Origin of the sequence: Mesorhizobium sp. M6A.T.Cr.TU.017.01.1.1, assembly GCF_004023115.1 — a bacterium.
Taxonomy (GTDB): domain Bacteria; phylum Pseudomonadota; class Alphaproteobacteria; order Rhizobiales; family Rhizobiaceae; genus Mesorhizobium; species Mesorhizobium mediterraneum.
Genome location: NZ_RZTA01000089.1, coordinates 1 through 15,172, shown reverse-complemented (window position 1 = coordinate 15,172; position 15,172 = coordinate 1). Strand labels below are relative to the sequence as shown.

Genomic DNA, 15,172 nt, shown 5'->3' with positions numbered 1-15,172 from the left:
GCGAATGCTATAGCGGTATAGAGCGGTCGTCGGCAAAGGCTTGCAGCAGCGCCCGCATCGGCAACTTCTGGGACGGCGCCATGAGATTGTCGTCGAAAAACGCTTGCAGCTCGGCCAGTGGCAGTTCCGTCAGCATCGCCTTGACCGGACCGATCGAAGCCGGCGACATCGAGATCGAACGGTAGCCAAGGCCGATCAGCGCCATCGCCGAGATCGGCTTGCCGGCCAGCTCGCCGCACAAGGTCACCGGGGTATTATTGCGCACCCCGGCGTCGGCGACCTGTTTCAGAACGCGCAGGAATGGCGTCGACAGCGTGTCGAAACGGTCGGAGAGCTGCGTGTTGCCGCGATCGACCGCCATGACGAACTGGAACAGATCGTTCGAGCCGACCGAGACGAAATCGACGGCCTTCATCAGCTCGTCGAGCTGGAACAGCAGCGAAGGCACTTCCAGCATGGCTCCGAGCTTCAGGCTGGTCGGCAAATGATGGGCAAAACGCGACAGATGCCGCACCTCGCGGTCGACGATTTCGCGCGCCTGCGCGATCTCGCCGAGTTCCGTCACCATTGGCAGCATCAGCTTCAGTTCACGCCCGCCGCAGGCCTTCAGAAGCGCGCGGATCTGGGTGCGCAACAGGCCCGGCCGGTCGAGCGTCAAGCGGATGGCGCGCCAGCCGAGCGCCGGATTCTCTTCCTGGATCGTGTCCTTGAAGTAGGGCAGCACCTTGTCGCCGCCGATATCGATGGTGCGGAAGGTCACCGGCTTGCCCCGCGCCGCGTCGAGCACATCTCGATAGAGCCGTTCCTGGGCTTCCGCACGCGGAAAGGTCGAAGCGACCATGAATTGCAGCTCGGTGCGGAACAGGCCGATGCCGGCGGCGCCCGCCTCGGCAAGCTGCGGCAGATCGACGGCCAGGCCCGCATTCATCAAAAGGTCGACCTGGACGCCATCCTTGGTCACCGACGGCTTCTTGCGCAGTTCGCGGTAGACCTCCTGCCGCCGCGCCCGGAAGCGGACCTTTTCGGCATAGGCGGCTTCGAGGTCGGGCTGAGGGCGCAGATGGATCGCGCCTTCTTCGCCGTCGACAATGATGGCGTCGCCGTTTTCCGCCATGGAAACGGCGCCCTTCATCTGGCCGGCGACCGGTATGCCCATAGCCCGCGCCACGATGACGACATGGCTGGTCGCCGCGCCGTCCTCCAGCACCACGCCGCGCAGCTTGTCTCTGGGATAATCGAGCAGTTCGGCGGCGCCCATCGAGCGGGCTACGATGATAGCGTCCTTCGGCAGCGAGGCCGCGACATCGTCCGGCCCGCGCCCCATCAACTGGCGCAGCAACCGGTTGGCCAGATCGTCGAAATCGCTCATCCGCTCGCGCAGATACGGATCGGTCATGTGCAGCATGCGGGCACGCATGTCGCTCTGCACTTTTTCCACCGCCGCTTCTGCCGTCAGGCCGTTGCGGATCGCCTCTTCCAGCCGGCGCACCCAGCCGCTGTCGTTGGCGAACATGCGATAAGCTTCGAGCACCTGGCGATGCTCGCCCTCGAAGGCGACTTCGCGGCGTTCCAGCATGTCGTCGATGGAGAGCCTGAGCGAACCGAGGGAAGCATCGAGCCGCTTGATCTCCTCTTCGCTGTCCTCGTTGAACAGATTGGTGACGACGATGCGCGGCTCGTGCAGCACGACATGACCAAGCCCGACGCCCTCGTTGAAGGACAGGCCGGTAAAGCTCACCGGGCGGCGCAGGTCGAGTTCGAGCCCGGGCCGGGTCAGCCGGGCAAGGTCGCCGGTGGCAATCATCTCGGCGATCACCATCGCCGTCGTTTCCAGCGCCTCGACCTCGTCGTCGCGATAGTGGCGCATGGTCTTGTTCTGGACGACCAGCACACCGAGCGTGCGCCCTGCCCTGAGCACCGGCACACCAAGGAAGGAATTATAGATCTCTTCCCCTGTCTCCGGCAGATAGGCGAAGGCGGGATGTTCCTGCGCGTTGGAGAGATTGAGCGGCCGTGCTGAGGCCGCGATCGTGCCGACGAGGCCTTCCCCCAGCCTGAGCTGCGCCAAATGGACGGCTTTCGGGTTCAAGCCCTCGGTGGCATAGAGTTCGAGCACCGAATCGGCGCGTAGCACATAAAGCGAGCACACTTCGGCGACCATGTTGGAGGCGATGTCGCGCACGATACGGTCGAGCCGCTCCTGCGGCTCCAGCGGCTCCTGCATGAGCTCGCGGAGCCGTTTCAGCAAAACGCGCGGGCCGCTGGCCGTATCACGCATCGCGGCTTGTTCTCCAATGGACATTCTGCCCGCCGCAGTTTCTCCCGCGGCCGGCGCTCACGCAACAACTCAATTAGAGCGCCATGCATCCAATTGGACGCACAAAGGACGCTCTAAGACTTTCGATCTGCTGCATCGTGCTTTCCGAGAATCGACTCCGATTTTCGGGCCGATGCAGTCTGCTACTGCTTATCCAGACCGTAGACGGAATGCAAAGTACGAACCGCAAGTTCGGTGTAGGGACCGTCGATCAGGATCGAAATCTTGATCTCGGAGGTCGTGATCGCGCGGATGTTGATCGCCTTGTCGGCCAGCGCCTTGAAGGCGGTGGCCGCAACGCCCGCATGGCTACGCATGCCGATGCCGATGACCGAGACCTTCGACATGCCGGCTTCCGACTGCACGACGTCGTAGCCGATCGTGGCCTTCAGCCGCTCGAGCACGGCAAGCGCCTTGTCGACATCGCCGGACGGCACGGTGAAGGTCATGTCGGTGAACTTGCCGTCCTCGGAAATGTTCTGGACGATCATGTCGACATTGATGTTGGCTTCGGCCAGCGGCCCGAAAATGCCGGCGGCGACGCCCGGCCGGTCGCCGACACGGCGCAGCGAAATCTGCGCTTCGTCCTTCGCGTAGGCAATTCCGGTGACGACCTGCTGTTCCACGATCTCTTCCTCGTCGCAAATAAGCGTTCCGGGCGGATTGAGCAAATCCCCCATTCCGGGCGCGTCGGGATCGTCGAAGGACGACCGCACGAAAGTACGCACCCTGTGCACCATGGCAAGCTCGACCGAGCGCACCTGCAGGACCTTGGCGCCGAGCGAGGCCATTTCAAGCATTTCCTCGAAGGAAATCTTGGCCAGCCGCCGCGCCTTCGGCTCGATGCGCGGATCGGTGGTGTAGACCCCGTCGACATCGGTATAGATGTCGCAGCGGTCAGCCTTGACCGCCGCCGCGATGGCGACGGCACTGGTGTCGGAGCCGCCACGGCCGAGCGTCGCGATGCGGTTGTCCGGCCCGATGCCCTGGAAACCCGCGACCACCGCCACCTGGCCCTCGCCGAAGCGCTTGATCAGGAACGCGCCGTCGATATCGAGAATGCGCGCCGCGCCATGCGCATTGTCGGTCTTGATCGGGATCTGCCAGCCTTGCCAGGAACGGGCATGGACGCCCATGTTCTGCAGCGCGATCGCCAACAGGCCGGCAGTCACCTGCTCGCCGGAGGCAACGACAGCGTCATATTCGCGTGCATCGTGCATGGGCGAGGCTTCGCGCGTCCATTGCACGAGCTCGTTGGTCTTGCCGGCCATCGCCGAGACGACCACCGCGACCTCATGGCCGGCATCGACCTCGCGTTTGACGTGGCGCGCCACATTGCGGATGCGGGCGATGTCGGCGACGGAGGTTCCGCCGAATTTCATCACGATGCGCGCCATGGAAGCGAAATGCCTTTGACTGGATGCCGGGCCGACGGCCGAAAAGCGGAAAGGGAGCGTCCGGCCGGGCCGGTCGCTGAATTCGCGGCCTCCTTAGCCAAATGCTTAGGGTTTCGCAAGGCATGCCGCCAGTTGCCGGTTGGGTGACGAGGCGCAGATCGCAGTCAGTGCCGCCTGGCATCATGAGCACTGGCCTGTCGACAGGCGAAATTGCTGCCTTGACATTCGCTGCCTCGCGACTGACTTCCTAGCGCACCAGAGCGCGATCAGCAAAAGTCGTATCCGGTTTTGCACCCGATCGCGCTCTGAACTTTTGAGTCTGCGGGAGACACGCCATGCCAGAACCCCGACGGTCGACGATCGATGCCGGAGAAGTGGAGCGCTTTTCCGCCCTTGCCGCCGAATGGTGGAATCCGAACGGCAAGTTCCGTCCGCTGCACAAGTTCAATCCGATCCGGCTTGCCTATATACGCGACCAGGTGGCGACGCGCTTCGGCCGCGACCCGCGTGCGGCGCGGCCGTTCGAGGGCCTGCGCTTCCTCGACATCGGCTGCGGCGGCGGGCTGTTGTGCGAGCCGATGGCGCGGCTTGGCGCCGAGGTGGTCGGCGCCGATGCATCCGCCACCAACATCGAAGTGGCCAAGCTGCATGCGGCGGAGGTCGGGGTGACGGTGGATTACCGTGCCACGACGGCGGAGGATCTGGCCGACGCCGGCGAGAAATTCGACGTCATCCTCAATATGGAAGTGGTCGAGCACGTCGCCGACATCGACCTGTTCGTCGCCAAATGCGGCGAGATGGTCAAGCCCGGCGGTATCATGTTCGTCGCTACCATCAACCGCACGCTGAAGGCGCTGGGCCTGGCCATCATCGGCGCCGAATATGTGCTGCGCTGGTTGCCGCGCGGCACCCACCAGTTCGGTAAGCTGGTGCGGCCAGACGAGCTGGAAAAGGCGCTTGCCGGCGCTGGTCTGAGCATCATCGACCGCACCGGCGTCGCCTACAATCCGCTCGCCGACCGCTGGCAGCGGTCGAAAGACATGGACGTCAACTACATGGTGCTGGCGGAGAAGGCACCCGCCTGAACTTTGTCACGAAATGCCTGAACCTTCTCACGCCGCCACCTTTTCACCCGTCTGGTTCTGCGCCTTTGTGGTGATCTGGCTTTGCGCTTTGGTGGTGATGAAGACGCCGGCGGTGATGATGACAGCACCCGCCCAGGTCAGCAATTGATAGTGCTCGCCCAAAACGATCGTCCCGGCAAACAACCCGACCGCAGCCGCGACATAGCCGATCTGGCTAAGATAGACCGGGCCGCCGACCGCCTGCAGGCGGAAGAAGAAGGCGAACATCGCCGCGGCCGACGCGATCTGCCCGACGACCACCAGCGGCACGCCGCCGAGCAGGGCGAGCGACCCCCCGCCTTGCTGCATGAGGATACCGCCCAAAAGCAGCGCAGCCGCTGCCAGATGGCTGCCGACGGCAAGCTCGATCGGTCCGGTCCCTTCGGGCCAGTCGACGGTGCGGTAGATGTTGCCGGCGGCAAGGCTGACCGGGATGAGCAGCCCTATCGCTACCCAGAAAAATTCGGCCGGCTGTCCGGCCTCGCCGCGCGTCATCGCCACCATGACAGCACCGACGAAGCCGACGGCAATGCCGACAACACCAAGCAGGTTGGGACGGCGAACGCCGAGCAGGATCGAAAACACCAGCGTGATCACCGGCGACAGCGTGAACATGATGCCGGTATAGCCGGCACCGAGATGCGGAATGGCCGAGAACATCAAGAGATTGGGGAAGGCGTAGGACACTGCCGCGGTGACGAAGAAGTAGCGCAGTCTGTGCGGGGTAAGCCGGATGCGCTGCCCGCGCAGCAGCAAGGCGCACAGAAGCACGCCGCCGGCGCCGAGCGATATGACGAGGGCCCAGACCATGGCGGAAACGCCAGCTGCCGTCGCGATCTTGCCGAACGGCAGCGTCAGGCCGAGCAGCCCGCCGGTGACGATCAATAGGCCGAGCGCCGAATCCCAGAGAAATTTCATTTCGTAGCCCTTTCGCCTATTTGCGGCTCTTGGCCGGCACTGCATCTTCAGATAAGATAATACAAAGATTCTTAACGTCAAGATATTTAATGGTGAGATAGATGGATCGCGCAGCGAACGCCATCGAGCAGTGGAAAAGGGAACGGCCGGATTTGGATGTTTCGCCGATGGCCGTGCTTGGACGATTGAACGAGGCCTCGTCGCTGATAGCACGAGAACGCCTCGCTCCGCTGTTTGCCCGTTTCGGTTTGCAGACCGGGGAATTCGATGTGCTGGCGACGCTGCGCCGTTCCGGGCCCCCTTATGCGCTGACGCCAACTGCTCTCTATGAAGCGACGATGGTGACGTCGGGCGCCATGACCAACCGGCTCGATCGGCTCGAAAAGTTAGGATTGATCATGCGCGGGCCGCATCCCAACGATCGGCGCGGAATTGTCGTCCAGCTGACCGACAAGGGCCTGACATTGATCGATGAGGCGGTCGCCGCCCACGTCGCCAACGAGCACGAGATACTTTCCGGTTTGACGCGCCAGGAGCAGGAGATGCTTGCTCGCCTGCTTGAGAAGTTGATAGCGAGCGTGAGATAACCTGTCAGTTCCGCTCGTCGGGAAAACTCGGAATCGGCATGAATTCGACGCCGTCCTCTATCAGGCTCTTCGACTCCTCCAGCGTCGCCTCGCCATAGATGCCGCGCGGATCGCTCTCGCCGAAATGGATCTTGCGCGCTTCCTCGGCAAACTTGTCGCCGACATAATCGGCGTTCTCGCGCACCTTCTCGGCCATGGCTTTCAGTTGCGCCAGCGCCTGCTTCTGGGCCTCGCCCATGGCGAGCGCGATTTTTTCCTGTTTGCGCCCGGTGGAGACGGCCGGCGCCATCAACGCCTTCTCGACCTTGTGCGAGCCGCAACTCGGACAATCGACGAAGCCACGTTTCTTCTGGGTGTCGAAATCGTCATTACTGCGAAACCAACCCTCGAATTCGTGCTCGTGTTCGCAGATCAGGGAAAAGCGGATCAAGATGCTGCACCCCTAAGCGGCAGCGCCTCGGCCGATCCGCCGTTGACGGCAAAATCCCGCGCATTTTTCAGGTTCGGGATCTTCTTGCGCGCGGCGACCGACTGCGCTGGGTCGATCTCGGCGACGATCACGGCGGGCTCGTCATGCGCCGCCTCGGCGACGATACGGCCCCAGGGATCGACGATCAGCGAATGGCCATAGGTCTCGCGGCCGTCCTCGTGCAGTCCGCCTTGCGCCGCGGCGACGACATAGGCGCCGTTCTCGATGGCGCGTGCCCTGAGCAGCACATGCCAGTGCGCTTCGCCGGTCTGGCGGGTGAAGGCGGCGGGCACCGAAAGCAGGTCGGCGCCGGCCAGTGCCTCGGCGCGGAAGAGCTGCGGAAAGCGCAGATCGTAGCAGACGGCGAAACCCAGCCTCGCGCCATCGACCTCGGTAACGATGGCCTCGGTGCCCGGCTCGTAGGCGGCGGATTCGCGCCAGCTCTCGCCATTGTCGAGATCGACGTCGAACATGTGGATCTTGTCGTAGGTGGCTAATGTCGCGCCATCCGGCCCGAACAGAAGCGCGCGATTGGCGAGCTTGCCGTCGGCGCGCAGGATGGCGGTCGAGCCTATATGCAAGTAGACGCCAAGCTCTTTCGCCAGCTTGCGCGACGTCGAGACGATAATGTCCTTGTCCTCGGACGTGAAAGAGGCGGCCCGCGCCTGTTTGTCGCGGACCAGGGCACCGGTCATTTCCGGTGACTGGATATAGGTCGCGCCCTGGCTTGCCGCCTCGCGCACCAGCCGCTCGAGATCGACCGCGTTGTGCTCGGGGCTGGTGCCCGAACGCATCTGGATCGCCGCCGCCTTGAAAGCACCCATCGTCATGTCCTTAAATCGTCGAGCCATTGGCGAGCAGACGGTCCAGCCGACCCTCCGCCTCCAGTTCGTGGAGATCGTCGGAGCCGCCGACATGCGTATCGCCGATGAATATCTGCGGAAAGGTCGAGCGGCCGTTCGCGCGGGAGATCATTTCCTGGCGCAGTTCCGGCGAGAAGGAGGCGTCGTGCTCGGTGTAGGCGACGCCCTTGCGCTCGAGCAGCCGCTTGGCCGCCGCGCAATAGCCGCACATCACCCGTGTATAGATCGTCACGTCGACCATCGGTCAGCAATCCTGCCTTGTCTCAAAATCTTATATAGTCGCGGACTCGTCGGCCCGAAAGTCCCCCGGCAGCACGCGCGCAAAGGTCAGCACGTCGACGGTCCCGGCACCGCCCTTCTTCAGCGCCTTGGCGACCGCGCGGACAGTGGCGCCGGTGGTATAGACATCGTCGATCAAGAGCACCCGGCGGCCGGCAATCTCGATCTCGGCCTCCTCGGGCACGCGAAATGCGGCACGCACATTCTCCTCGCGTTCCCGCCGCTCCAGCCCGACCTGCTGACGAGTAAGCTTGACGCGCCTGACCGCTGAGGGCGCGAAAGGCAGGCTGCCAAGCTGCGATACCGCCCTTGCCAGCTCCGCCGACTGGTTGAACTGACGCCTGAAAAAGCGCCGCCAGTGCAGCGGCACCGGCACGACCACATCGGCTTCCGCGATCAGTTCGGCGCCGGCGCGCAGCATCCAGCGCGCCATCCACGGCGCCAGATCGGTGCGATCCTGGTATTTCAACCCTTGCACCATCTGGCGGGCGACACCGGAGTAAGCGACCGCGGCCCGCGCGCGCTCGAAGGGCGGCGGGTCGGCGATCGCCTCGGCCGACAGGAACCCCTCGCCCATGTGATGGATGAACGGTGTGCCCATCACCGGGCACCAAGGCCGTTCCAGGAGCCTGAGCTTCGGCCAGCAGGCGCCGCACAGCACGCCGGGCTGCGAGACATGCCGGCGGCAGCCGGCGCAAACCGGCGGAAACAGGATGCGCGCCGGCCAGTCCAATGCCTTTCGGGCGATACTCTTGATATCTGGCATTGGATCGGCCACGTGATTGGTTCTCCGCCACCCTATATCAGAGAGCGGAAACCAGGAACCAGCCGTTGCAGCCCATAGTCGACACCTCTCTCTGGCTGACGCACAAGCGCCGGGCCCTTGCCCGTCCGGCTGCGGGTGCGGATTTCCTGATGCGGCGGGCAGCCGAAGAGCTTGCCGACCGGCTGGGCGCCGTGGAGCGTAAATTTGACAGAGCGGCCGTGCTGTTTTGCCAGACGCCGGCGGCCGTCGACGTGCTCGCGACAAGCGGCAAAGTGACGGACATCGCGCGCGTGGAGGCGGATGCGTTGTTCCTAGACAATGCCGCGGGATTGGTGGCGCCGCTGGAGACCGTGCCGTTCGAGCCGGAAAGCCTCGACCTCGCCGTGTCTCTTCTGTCCCTTCAGGCAATGAACGACATTCCCGGCATGCTGGTGCAGATCCGTCGCGCACTGAAGCCGGACGGTCTTTTCCTCGGCGCCTTTGCCGGCGCCGGCACGCTTTCCGAGCTGCGCGAAAGCCTGCTCGCCGCCGAGACCGAGCTTTATGGCGGCGCCAGCCCGCGCGTCATCCCGTTCACCGACGTGCGTGACGCCGGGGCGCTTCTGCAACGCGCTGGCCTGGCTTTGCCGGTCGCCGACGTCGAGACGGTGACGGTGCGCTACGATTCCCTGTTCGGCGTGATGGCGGACCTGCGGGCGATGGGCGAGACCAGCGCGCTCATCGACCGTAGCAGGCGACCTGGGACGCGAAGGCTGTTTGCCCGCGCCGCCGAAATCTATGCCGAGCGATTTTCGGATGCCGATGGCCGCGTCAGGGCGAGTTTCCCGATCGTCTGGATGTCAGGCTGGGCGCCCGACGCCTCGCAGCAAAAGCCGCTGAAGCCCGGCTCGGCGAAAATCTCGCTGAAGACAATACTGGAAAATCCCGAAGGGCACTGACCGGATCTTCGGATGCGGGTGCCCGGTCGTGATCACTGCGCGAAAGCGTTCACAAGCCTGCTGTTGTTGTCGCTGAACAGCCATTTGAGGGCATCGAACACCTGACCGGCCCCGGCAACGATGGCGAGCGACAGCACGGTCACGATGACGCCGTATTCTATGACCGTCGCGCCGGTCTCGTCTTCCAAAAACCGTTGCAACAATGTTTTCATGGCCGTCGATCCCGCCTGCCGGAACCCTAGTGCCGACCTGTTAAGAAAGGTTAATGGCACAGGCTTAACAGGCGATGAAACGACGCTTTAAAGGATGTCAGCAGTCGCCGCTGCGCTTGCCATTGTCGCGTATCACGCAGACCGAACTGGGCAACGGCTGCAGCACGCTCCTGCGCAGTGTGTAGGTATGGGCGATCGAGCCCGTGCTTCCAATCGACCCCGTGCTCATCCTGTCGAGGCCGCCGGCAAACCCATCGCGGGCGGACTGCAATCGCGTCCGGCTGTCAAGGAATGGCGTCGCGATCAAGGCCAGCGCCACCGCAGCCGAGCCGAACAGCAGCGTGATCCGCAATATGCCCATGCCAGCATGAACAGCGCTATCACGGCGGTCGGGCCGGATCGAATCCCAGTCCTTGTCGAGGCTCATGCAGTCGCTCTCCGGCGAAGGCCTGGACATGGCCTTCCCTCGATTTCCATGCCGTCAATTTTTCACGGCAAGATAAATCTTGCATTAACGCTGTCTAAAATCAGGCAGTGACGGCGCAAATCACAGAAGATCGATGAGGAACTGGATCAGCGGTGCGTCGGCCGGCGGCATCGGAAAATCGCGCATCTGGCGCGGCCACACCCATTTCAGCACCTGCCCCTCCTTCGGCTGCGCGATGCCGCGGAAGCGGCGGCAGACGAACAGCGGCATCAGCAGGTGAAAATCATGGTAGGAGTGGCTGGCGAAGGTGAATGGCGCCAGGCAGGGAATATCGGTCTCGATGCCGATTTCCTCGTACAACTCCCGGATGAGGCATTCTTCCGGCGTCTCGCCGGGCTCGACCTTGCCGCCCGGAAACTCCCACAGGCCGGCGAGCTGCTTGCCTTCGGGCCGCTGCGCCAGAAGCACGCGGCCGTCGGCATCGACCAGCGCGCAGGCTGCGACCAGGAGCAGGCGCTTGCCGGCAGGGTTCGCGTCGGTCATGCGCCGGGCGGCCGGCGATAGTGGTAACGATAGACTTCATCGAACCCGAGCGAACGATAGAGCGCCAACGCCGGCGCATTGTCGGCCTCGACCTGCAGCCAGGCTTCCCGGGCGCCGCGCAGCCGTGCCCATTTCAGCGCCGACAGGATGAGATGGCGGCCATGGCCCTTGTTGCGCACCGATTTGTCGGTGGCGATCTCGAACAGTCCGGCAAGATCGCCATCATGGACGCAGATCAGCGTCGCCAGCGGCTCGGTGCCCTCTTCGAGCGCGAACAGCCCGGCTTCCGGCTGGATGGCGCCGATGATCTCCGACAGGCCCGGCCGCAGCGACACATCCGAGCCGCTCACCTTGAGCGACGCCCCGATGAAGCGGCTGATGTCCTTCAGCGGAATCTGGTCCATGGCGGCATCGAGCTGGGCGTCCGCGAGCGGCAGCCGCATGACCAGCGATTCGTCGAATGTGCTCCAGCCTTCGCTGTCGAGATATTTGGAAAGAACCGGCCCCGACAGCGGCGATATGCGAAAGGTCAGCGGCCGGCCATAGGCGTCGAAACGGCGGCTGGCGCGGCCGATGCGCTCAGCAATGTGCTGGATGTCGCCCGGATCGAGCGGGTTGACCGAATTCAGCCGCTTGGCCGGGTGGCCCGCCGTCAGCCGCACCACCCAGGTGCCATCATAATGGACGGCCGCCGCCGGCCAGGCGCGAAAGCCGGCCGCCTCGTAGCGCCGCACGATGGCAAGCACGCTTGCCGGATGTCTGGAAACCAACGCCATCAGCTCCGATAATCGCCGTTGATGGCGACATACTCCTTGGTGAGGTCGCAAGTCCACACCGTCGCCTTGCCGCGGCCGATGCCGATATCGGCACGGATGCGGATCTCGTCGCGCTTCATGTAGGCCGATGTCGCCTCTTCGGAGTAGGCGGCATCGCGCTCACCCTCATGCGCCAGCCTGTTGTCGCCGAACCAGATCGACAGAAGGTCGCGGTCGGCCGGTTCGCCGGCCTTGCCAACGGCCATGACGACGCGGCCCCAATTGGCGTCCTCGCCGGCGACTGCCGTCTTGACCAGCGGCGAATTGGCGATCGACAGCGCGATGCGCTTGGCCGAGCGGGCCGATTTTGCGCCGGTGACGGTGACCTCGACCTGCTTGCGGGCGCCCTCGCCGTCGCGCACCACTTGCAGGGCCAGCGATTTCAGCACCTTGCCGAGCGCGCGGCGGAAAGCGCCGAGGCGCGCATCCCCGGCATCCGTGATATCGGGCGCGCCGCGCTTGGCGGCCGTGCCGGTGGCGAACATCAGCAGCGTGTCGCTGGTCGAGGTGTCGCTGTCGACGGTGACCGCATTGAAGGTCTTGGCGGTGCCGCGCGACAAAAGATCCTGCAGCACAGGCGCCGCGATCGGCGCGTCGGTGGCGATGAAGGAGAGCATCGTCGCCATGTCGGGCGCGATCATGCCGGCGCCTTTGGCAATGCCGTTGATGGTGACGTCGGCGTCGCCGAGCTTCACCGTCGCGGTCGCCAGTTTCGGATAGGTGTCGGTGGTCATGATCGCCTTGGCGGCTTCGGTCCACAGATCCGATCTGCCGTCCTTGACCAGTCCGGCGAGCAAATGGCTGAACTTGCCGGCATCCAGCGGCTCGCCGATGACGCCAGTCGAGGCCAGAAACACCTCGTCCGGCGCGCAGCCGGCAGCCTTGGCTGCAGCCTCGCCGGTCGTTGCCGTGGAGGCTCGGCCCTTCTTGCCGGTGAAGGCATTGGCGTTGCCGGAGTTGACGACCAGGACGCGCGCCTTGCCCTGCCCAAGGTTCTGCCGGCAGAAATCGACCGGCGCCGACGGGCATTTCGACTTGGTGAACACGCCGGCGACCGTGGTGCCGGCATCGAAGACCATGGTCAGCAGGTCGGTACGGTTCTTGTACTTTATCCCGGCCTCGGCTGTGGCGATGCGGGCCCCCTCGATATCAGGCATTTTGGGATATTTCTTCGGCGCGAGCGGCGAAATCGTGGCTGACATGAAGACCTCGGGCGGGAAAAACGCAAGGGAACGCCGGTTTGCCCGATAGCGGGCGCCGGCGCAAGGGCGTTTTCCCGACCGTTGCGGGCGACGCTAAACTGCCGGCGGCTCGCCTGCTTTATTGGGCAGGATTGAGGAACCTCCGGAACGTCCTCTGCACGCCCGGAATGAGCCCCCAGATCATGATCGAGACCATCAAGGGGGCGATGACCAGCGTGCGCTGCCAGATTTCCCACTCTTCGGTCAGCGGGAACACCGCATAGAGGATGGCTGTGATCAGCGGATAGACGCCGGCAAGCACCAGCAGGGCAAAGCGAGGGCGCGAGAAGCGGCTGGCGGCAGCAGTCGAGGTCATTGCTCTCTCCTTATCGTTACGAAACGTTCCGTTATATAAAACGAGCCGTTCCGTTTCGTCAAGCGGTCGTATATGAATACTGAGGGGAAACTTGCCGGCAGGGAAAATGGTGGATGGGTGAAGACGCAGATCAGGCCCGCAAGTCAATTGGCGCGCGGCGCAACCCCGACAGCGCCGACGCCATTCTCGACGCCGCCGAGGCGGTGCTGGTCGAGGCCGGTTATTCCGGGTTCTCGATCGAAGCGGTGGCGCGGCGGGCGCGTGCTGGAAAGCCCACGATCTATCGCTGGTGGCCGAGCAAGGCCGCTTTGCTCTTCGACGTCTATCAGCGGCTCAAGCGCGTCGAGAATCCCGATACCGGAAACCTCGAGGATGATCTTGTCGGCTTCCTGAAGAACCTGTTCTCACACTGGCGTGAAACCTCGTCAGGCAGAGTCTTCAGGTCGCTGATCGCCGAGGCGCAGTCGGATGCGACTGTTGCCGCCGTCCTAGTCGAATACACGAAAGGACGCCACGCCCATACCGGCCGGATGATCGAACGCGCCAAGGCAAGAGGCGAAGTGGCGGCCGACGTCGATCCCATGCTCGTCGCCGACCTGGTCGCCTCCTTTGCCTGGACGCATCTTTTGACCAATCGCCTCGACGAAGACGAAACGACCATACGCAAAGCGGTCCGCTATGTGATACAAGGCATCGCTCACAAGCGTTGACAGGGGGATCGGCGGCTTGCTTGAAAGAACATCTCCAGTGCTGCCCGTCAGCCTGATCATCGTGTCAGACTATCTGACGGCCGACGGCGACGCGGAATTGCGGCGCTCGCTGCGCGCCTACGCGCAGGACACGCACGGCGTGCCGGCCGAGATTGTCATCATGCTGCCCAGCGGCCCTGCTTCAGAAAGCGGGCCTACCTCAAAAAATGAACATGCCTCCGCAATCGAGGCCGAGCTTGCCGGCAAGGCATATCTCTGCCCGTCGGTGATCGTAGCCACGCATGACAGCGACGAATCCTCGCAACTGAAGGACGCTGCGCTGTCATATTGCCGCCATGACCTCGTTGCGGTGGTCGAGGCCGATTGCCTGCCCGGTCCGGGATGGTTGGCGGCGTTGAACGAGACCGTCGAGAAAAACCCGAAGCTCGACGCGGTTTCAGGACGGACCAGCTACGGCGAAGAGAGCATGATGAAAAGGGTGATGTCGCTGCTCGACCGCGGCTTCATCGAGCGCCGCAACAGACTTGGCCAGATCATTCATGCCAGCAACAATGGCGCGCTTTATCGACGGTCGGTGCTTGAGCAATATCGTTTCGAGGCCGACCATGGACCCTTCATCAGCTCGCATCTGCGCCAGCACGCTATGCTGAGGGATGGCGTGGCGATGGAGCTTGCCGCTCAAGCCGTCTCGATCCACGCCTATGAGGGACTAGGGTTCATCTGGGATGTCCGGCGCAACAAGGGCTACCAGTTCGCGCGGATGCTGCTGCGCAGGAAGCGTCGCTTTTCAAGGCTCGGCCTGGCCGTTCGCGCCGTGGCGACATCGTTCAAGGAAAACCGCCAGACCGCGCAAGCCGTGGGCAATGAGTTCTGCCGATGGACGGACTGGCCGCTGTTCTGGGCAATGATGCTTCTGGTGCGGATCCCGGAATTCGCCGGCGCACTCGCCGCCGGCGATCCGGCGGCATTCAAGGCGTCGACGCACTATAGGTAAAGCGATCTCGGCGCCGCGCTCCTTTCCTTCTCCCCCTGTGAGGGCTTTGCACGGGGAGCGAAGTGGAGTTCGGTGGTCAGTGGGGGCCTTTTTGAAGGCCGGCAGAGCGGTTTTCCGCGGCCCTTGCGAGGCCTTTGTCGGTTTAGGCAGCCATCCTGCCGGATTGTGGACGCACTCCTCCCTCATGTCCGCCTCTCATCGGGTGGATAGAGGACGCCAATCATGGTGCGCAGATTGTAAGCGCAGGCGGCCAGTA

Annotated in this window: 18 protein-coding genes; 5 read left to right on the top strand and 13 right to left on the bottom strand. The window is 63.7% G+C overall.

From position 1 onward, the window contains the following. Window positions 1-7: 7 nt before the first annotated feature. Both ptsP and EOB36_RS24230 read right to left on the bottom strand, forming a co-directional pair. On the bottom strand, window positions 8-2,278 hold the full coding sequence (gene ptsP, locus EOB36_RS24235) for a phosphoenolpyruvate--protein phosphotransferase (RefSeq protein ID WP_095486023.1): 2,271 nt from the start codon (window positions 2,276-2,278) through the stop codon (window positions 8-10). A 182-nt stretch (window positions 2,279-2,460) separates the two neighbouring features. Beyond that, window positions 2,461-3,714: an aspartate kinase gene (locus EOB36_RS24230; protein ID WP_095486022.1), complete on the bottom strand. Its 1,254-nt coding sequence runs from the start codon at window positions 3,712-3,714 to the stop codon at window positions 2,461-2,463. Between the two features lie 335 nt (window positions 3,715-4,049). Between EOB36_RS24230 and ubiG the strand changes: the two genes are divergently transcribed. Continuing rightward, entirely contained in the window at window positions 4,050-4,799 is a 750-nt protein-coding gene (gene ubiG / locus EOB36_RS24225; RefSeq protein WP_095486021.1) for a bifunctional 2-polyprenyl-6-hydroxyphenol methylase/3-demethylubiquinol 3-O-methyltransferase UbiG, read from the top strand. A gap of 27 nt (window positions 4,800-4,826) precedes the next feature. Here the strand turns inward: ubiG and EOB36_RS24220 are convergent, their stop codons facing one another. Further along, the gene (locus EOB36_RS24220) at window positions 4,827-5,756 is read right to left on the bottom strand and encodes a DMT family transporter (protein ID WP_095486020.1); all 930 of its coding nucleotides are present in this window, start codon (window positions 5,754-5,756) and stop codon (window positions 4,827-4,829) included. Window positions 5,757-5,857: 101 nt separating this feature from the next. On the opposite strand from EOB36_RS24220, the gene EOB36_RS24215 reads away from it, so the two are divergent. Continuing rightward, window positions 5,858-6,343, top strand: a complete 486-nt coding sequence (locus EOB36_RS24215; RefSeq protein WP_095486019.1) for a MarR family transcriptional regulator — start codon at window positions 5,858-5,860, stop codon at window positions 6,341-6,343. A gap of 4 nt (window positions 6,344-6,347) precedes the next feature. Here EOB36_RS24215 and EOB36_RS24210 read toward each other — a convergent pair whose 3' ends face one another. From EOB36_RS24210 to EOB36_RS24195, 4 genes are read right to left on the bottom strand one after another with little or no spacing between them, the layout of a single operon-like run. After that, window positions 6,348-6,773, bottom strand: a complete 426-nt coding sequence (locus EOB36_RS24210; protein ID WP_128285894.1) for a DUF1178 family protein — start codon at window positions 6,771-6,773, stop codon at window positions 6,348-6,350. Beyond that, on the bottom strand, window positions 6,770-7,636 hold the full coding sequence (locus tag EOB36_RS24205) for a carbon-nitrogen hydrolase family protein (protein ID WP_095486036.1): 867 nt from the start codon (window positions 7,634-7,636) through the stop codon (window positions 6,770-6,772). Before EOB36_RS24205 ends, EOB36_RS24210 begins: the two co-directional genes overlap by 4 nt. A 10-nt stretch (window positions 7,637-7,646) precedes the next feature. Continuing rightward, the gene (gene grxC, locus EOB36_RS24200) at window positions 7,647-7,916 is read right to left on the bottom strand and encodes a glutaredoxin 3 (protein ID WP_095486017.1); all 270 of its coding nucleotides are present in this window, start codon (window positions 7,914-7,916) and stop codon (window positions 7,647-7,649) included. Window positions 7,917-7,946: 30 nt separating this feature from the next. Continuing rightward, window positions 7,947-8,732 (bottom strand): ComF family protein, encoded by a 786-nt coding sequence (locus EOB36_RS24195; RefSeq protein WP_095486016.1) that lies wholly within the window; start codon window positions 8,730-8,732, stop codon window positions 7,947-7,949. Window positions 8,733-8,785: 53 nt separating this feature from the next. Between EOB36_RS24195 and EOB36_RS24190 the strand changes: the two genes are divergently transcribed. Then, the gene (locus tag EOB36_RS24190) at window positions 8,786-9,658 is read left to right on the top strand and encodes a methyltransferase domain-containing protein (RefSeq protein WP_127206412.1); all 873 of its coding nucleotides are present in this window, start codon (window positions 8,786-8,788) and stop codon (window positions 9,656-9,658) included. Between the two features lie 32 nt (window positions 9,659-9,690). On the opposite strand, the gene EOB36_RS24185 is transcribed toward EOB36_RS24190, so the two are convergent. From EOB36_RS24185 to EOB36_RS24160, 6 genes are all read right to left on the bottom strand, one after another. Continuing rightward, the gene (locus EOB36_RS24185) at window positions 9,691-9,870 is read right to left on the bottom strand and encodes a Flp family type IVb pilin (RefSeq protein WP_095486014.1); all 180 of its coding nucleotides are present in this window, start codon (window positions 9,868-9,870) and stop codon (window positions 9,691-9,693) included. 97 nt (window positions 9,871-9,967) lie between these two features. Further along, window positions 9,968-10,297, bottom strand: coding sequence for a hypothetical protein (locus EOB36_RS24180; protein WP_126104781.1), 330 nt, complete (start codon window positions 10,295-10,297; stop codon window positions 9,968-9,970). 120 nt (window positions 10,298-10,417) lie between these two features. Beyond that, window positions 10,418-10,840, bottom strand: a complete 423-nt coding sequence (locus tag EOB36_RS24175; protein WP_128285893.1) for a (deoxy)nucleoside triphosphate pyrophosphohydrolase — start codon at window positions 10,838-10,840, stop codon at window positions 10,418-10,420. Then, complete coding sequence (locus tag EOB36_RS24170) at window positions 10,837-11,616, bottom strand: GNAT family N-acetyltransferase (protein ID WP_206637202.1); 780 nt, start codon at window positions 11,614-11,616, stop codon at window positions 10,837-10,839. Before EOB36_RS24170 ends, EOB36_RS24175 begins: the two co-directional genes overlap by 4 nt. Then, a complete protein-coding gene (argJ, locus tag EOB36_RS24165; protein ID WP_128285892.1) occupies window positions 11,616-12,857 on the bottom strand; it encodes a bifunctional glutamate N-acetyltransferase/amino-acid acetyltransferase ArgJ in 1,242 nt (413 codons plus the stop codon). Before argJ ends, EOB36_RS24170 begins: the two co-directional genes overlap by 1 nt. Before the next feature lie 118 nt (window positions 12,858-12,975). Next, complete coding sequence (locus tag EOB36_RS24160) at window positions 12,976-13,212, bottom strand: hypothetical protein (protein WP_126104778.1); 237 nt, start codon at window positions 13,210-13,212, stop codon at window positions 12,976-12,978. Window positions 13,213-13,325: 113 nt separating this feature from the next. On the opposite strand from EOB36_RS24160, the gene EOB36_RS24155 reads away from it, so the two are divergent. Then, on the top strand, window positions 13,326-13,922 hold the full coding sequence (locus tag EOB36_RS24155; RefSeq protein ID WP_128285891.1) for a TetR/AcrR family transcriptional regulator: 597 nt from the start codon (window positions 13,326-13,328) through the stop codon (window positions 13,920-13,922). Between the two features lie 16 nt (window positions 13,923-13,938). Beyond that, the gene (locus EOB36_RS24150) at window positions 13,939-14,916 is read left to right on the top strand and encodes a glycosyltransferase (RefSeq protein ID WP_245467875.1); all 978 of its coding nucleotides are present in this window, start codon (window positions 13,939-13,941) and stop codon (window positions 14,914-14,916) included. The last annotated feature ends 256 nt before the right edge of the window (window positions 14,917-15,172 follow it).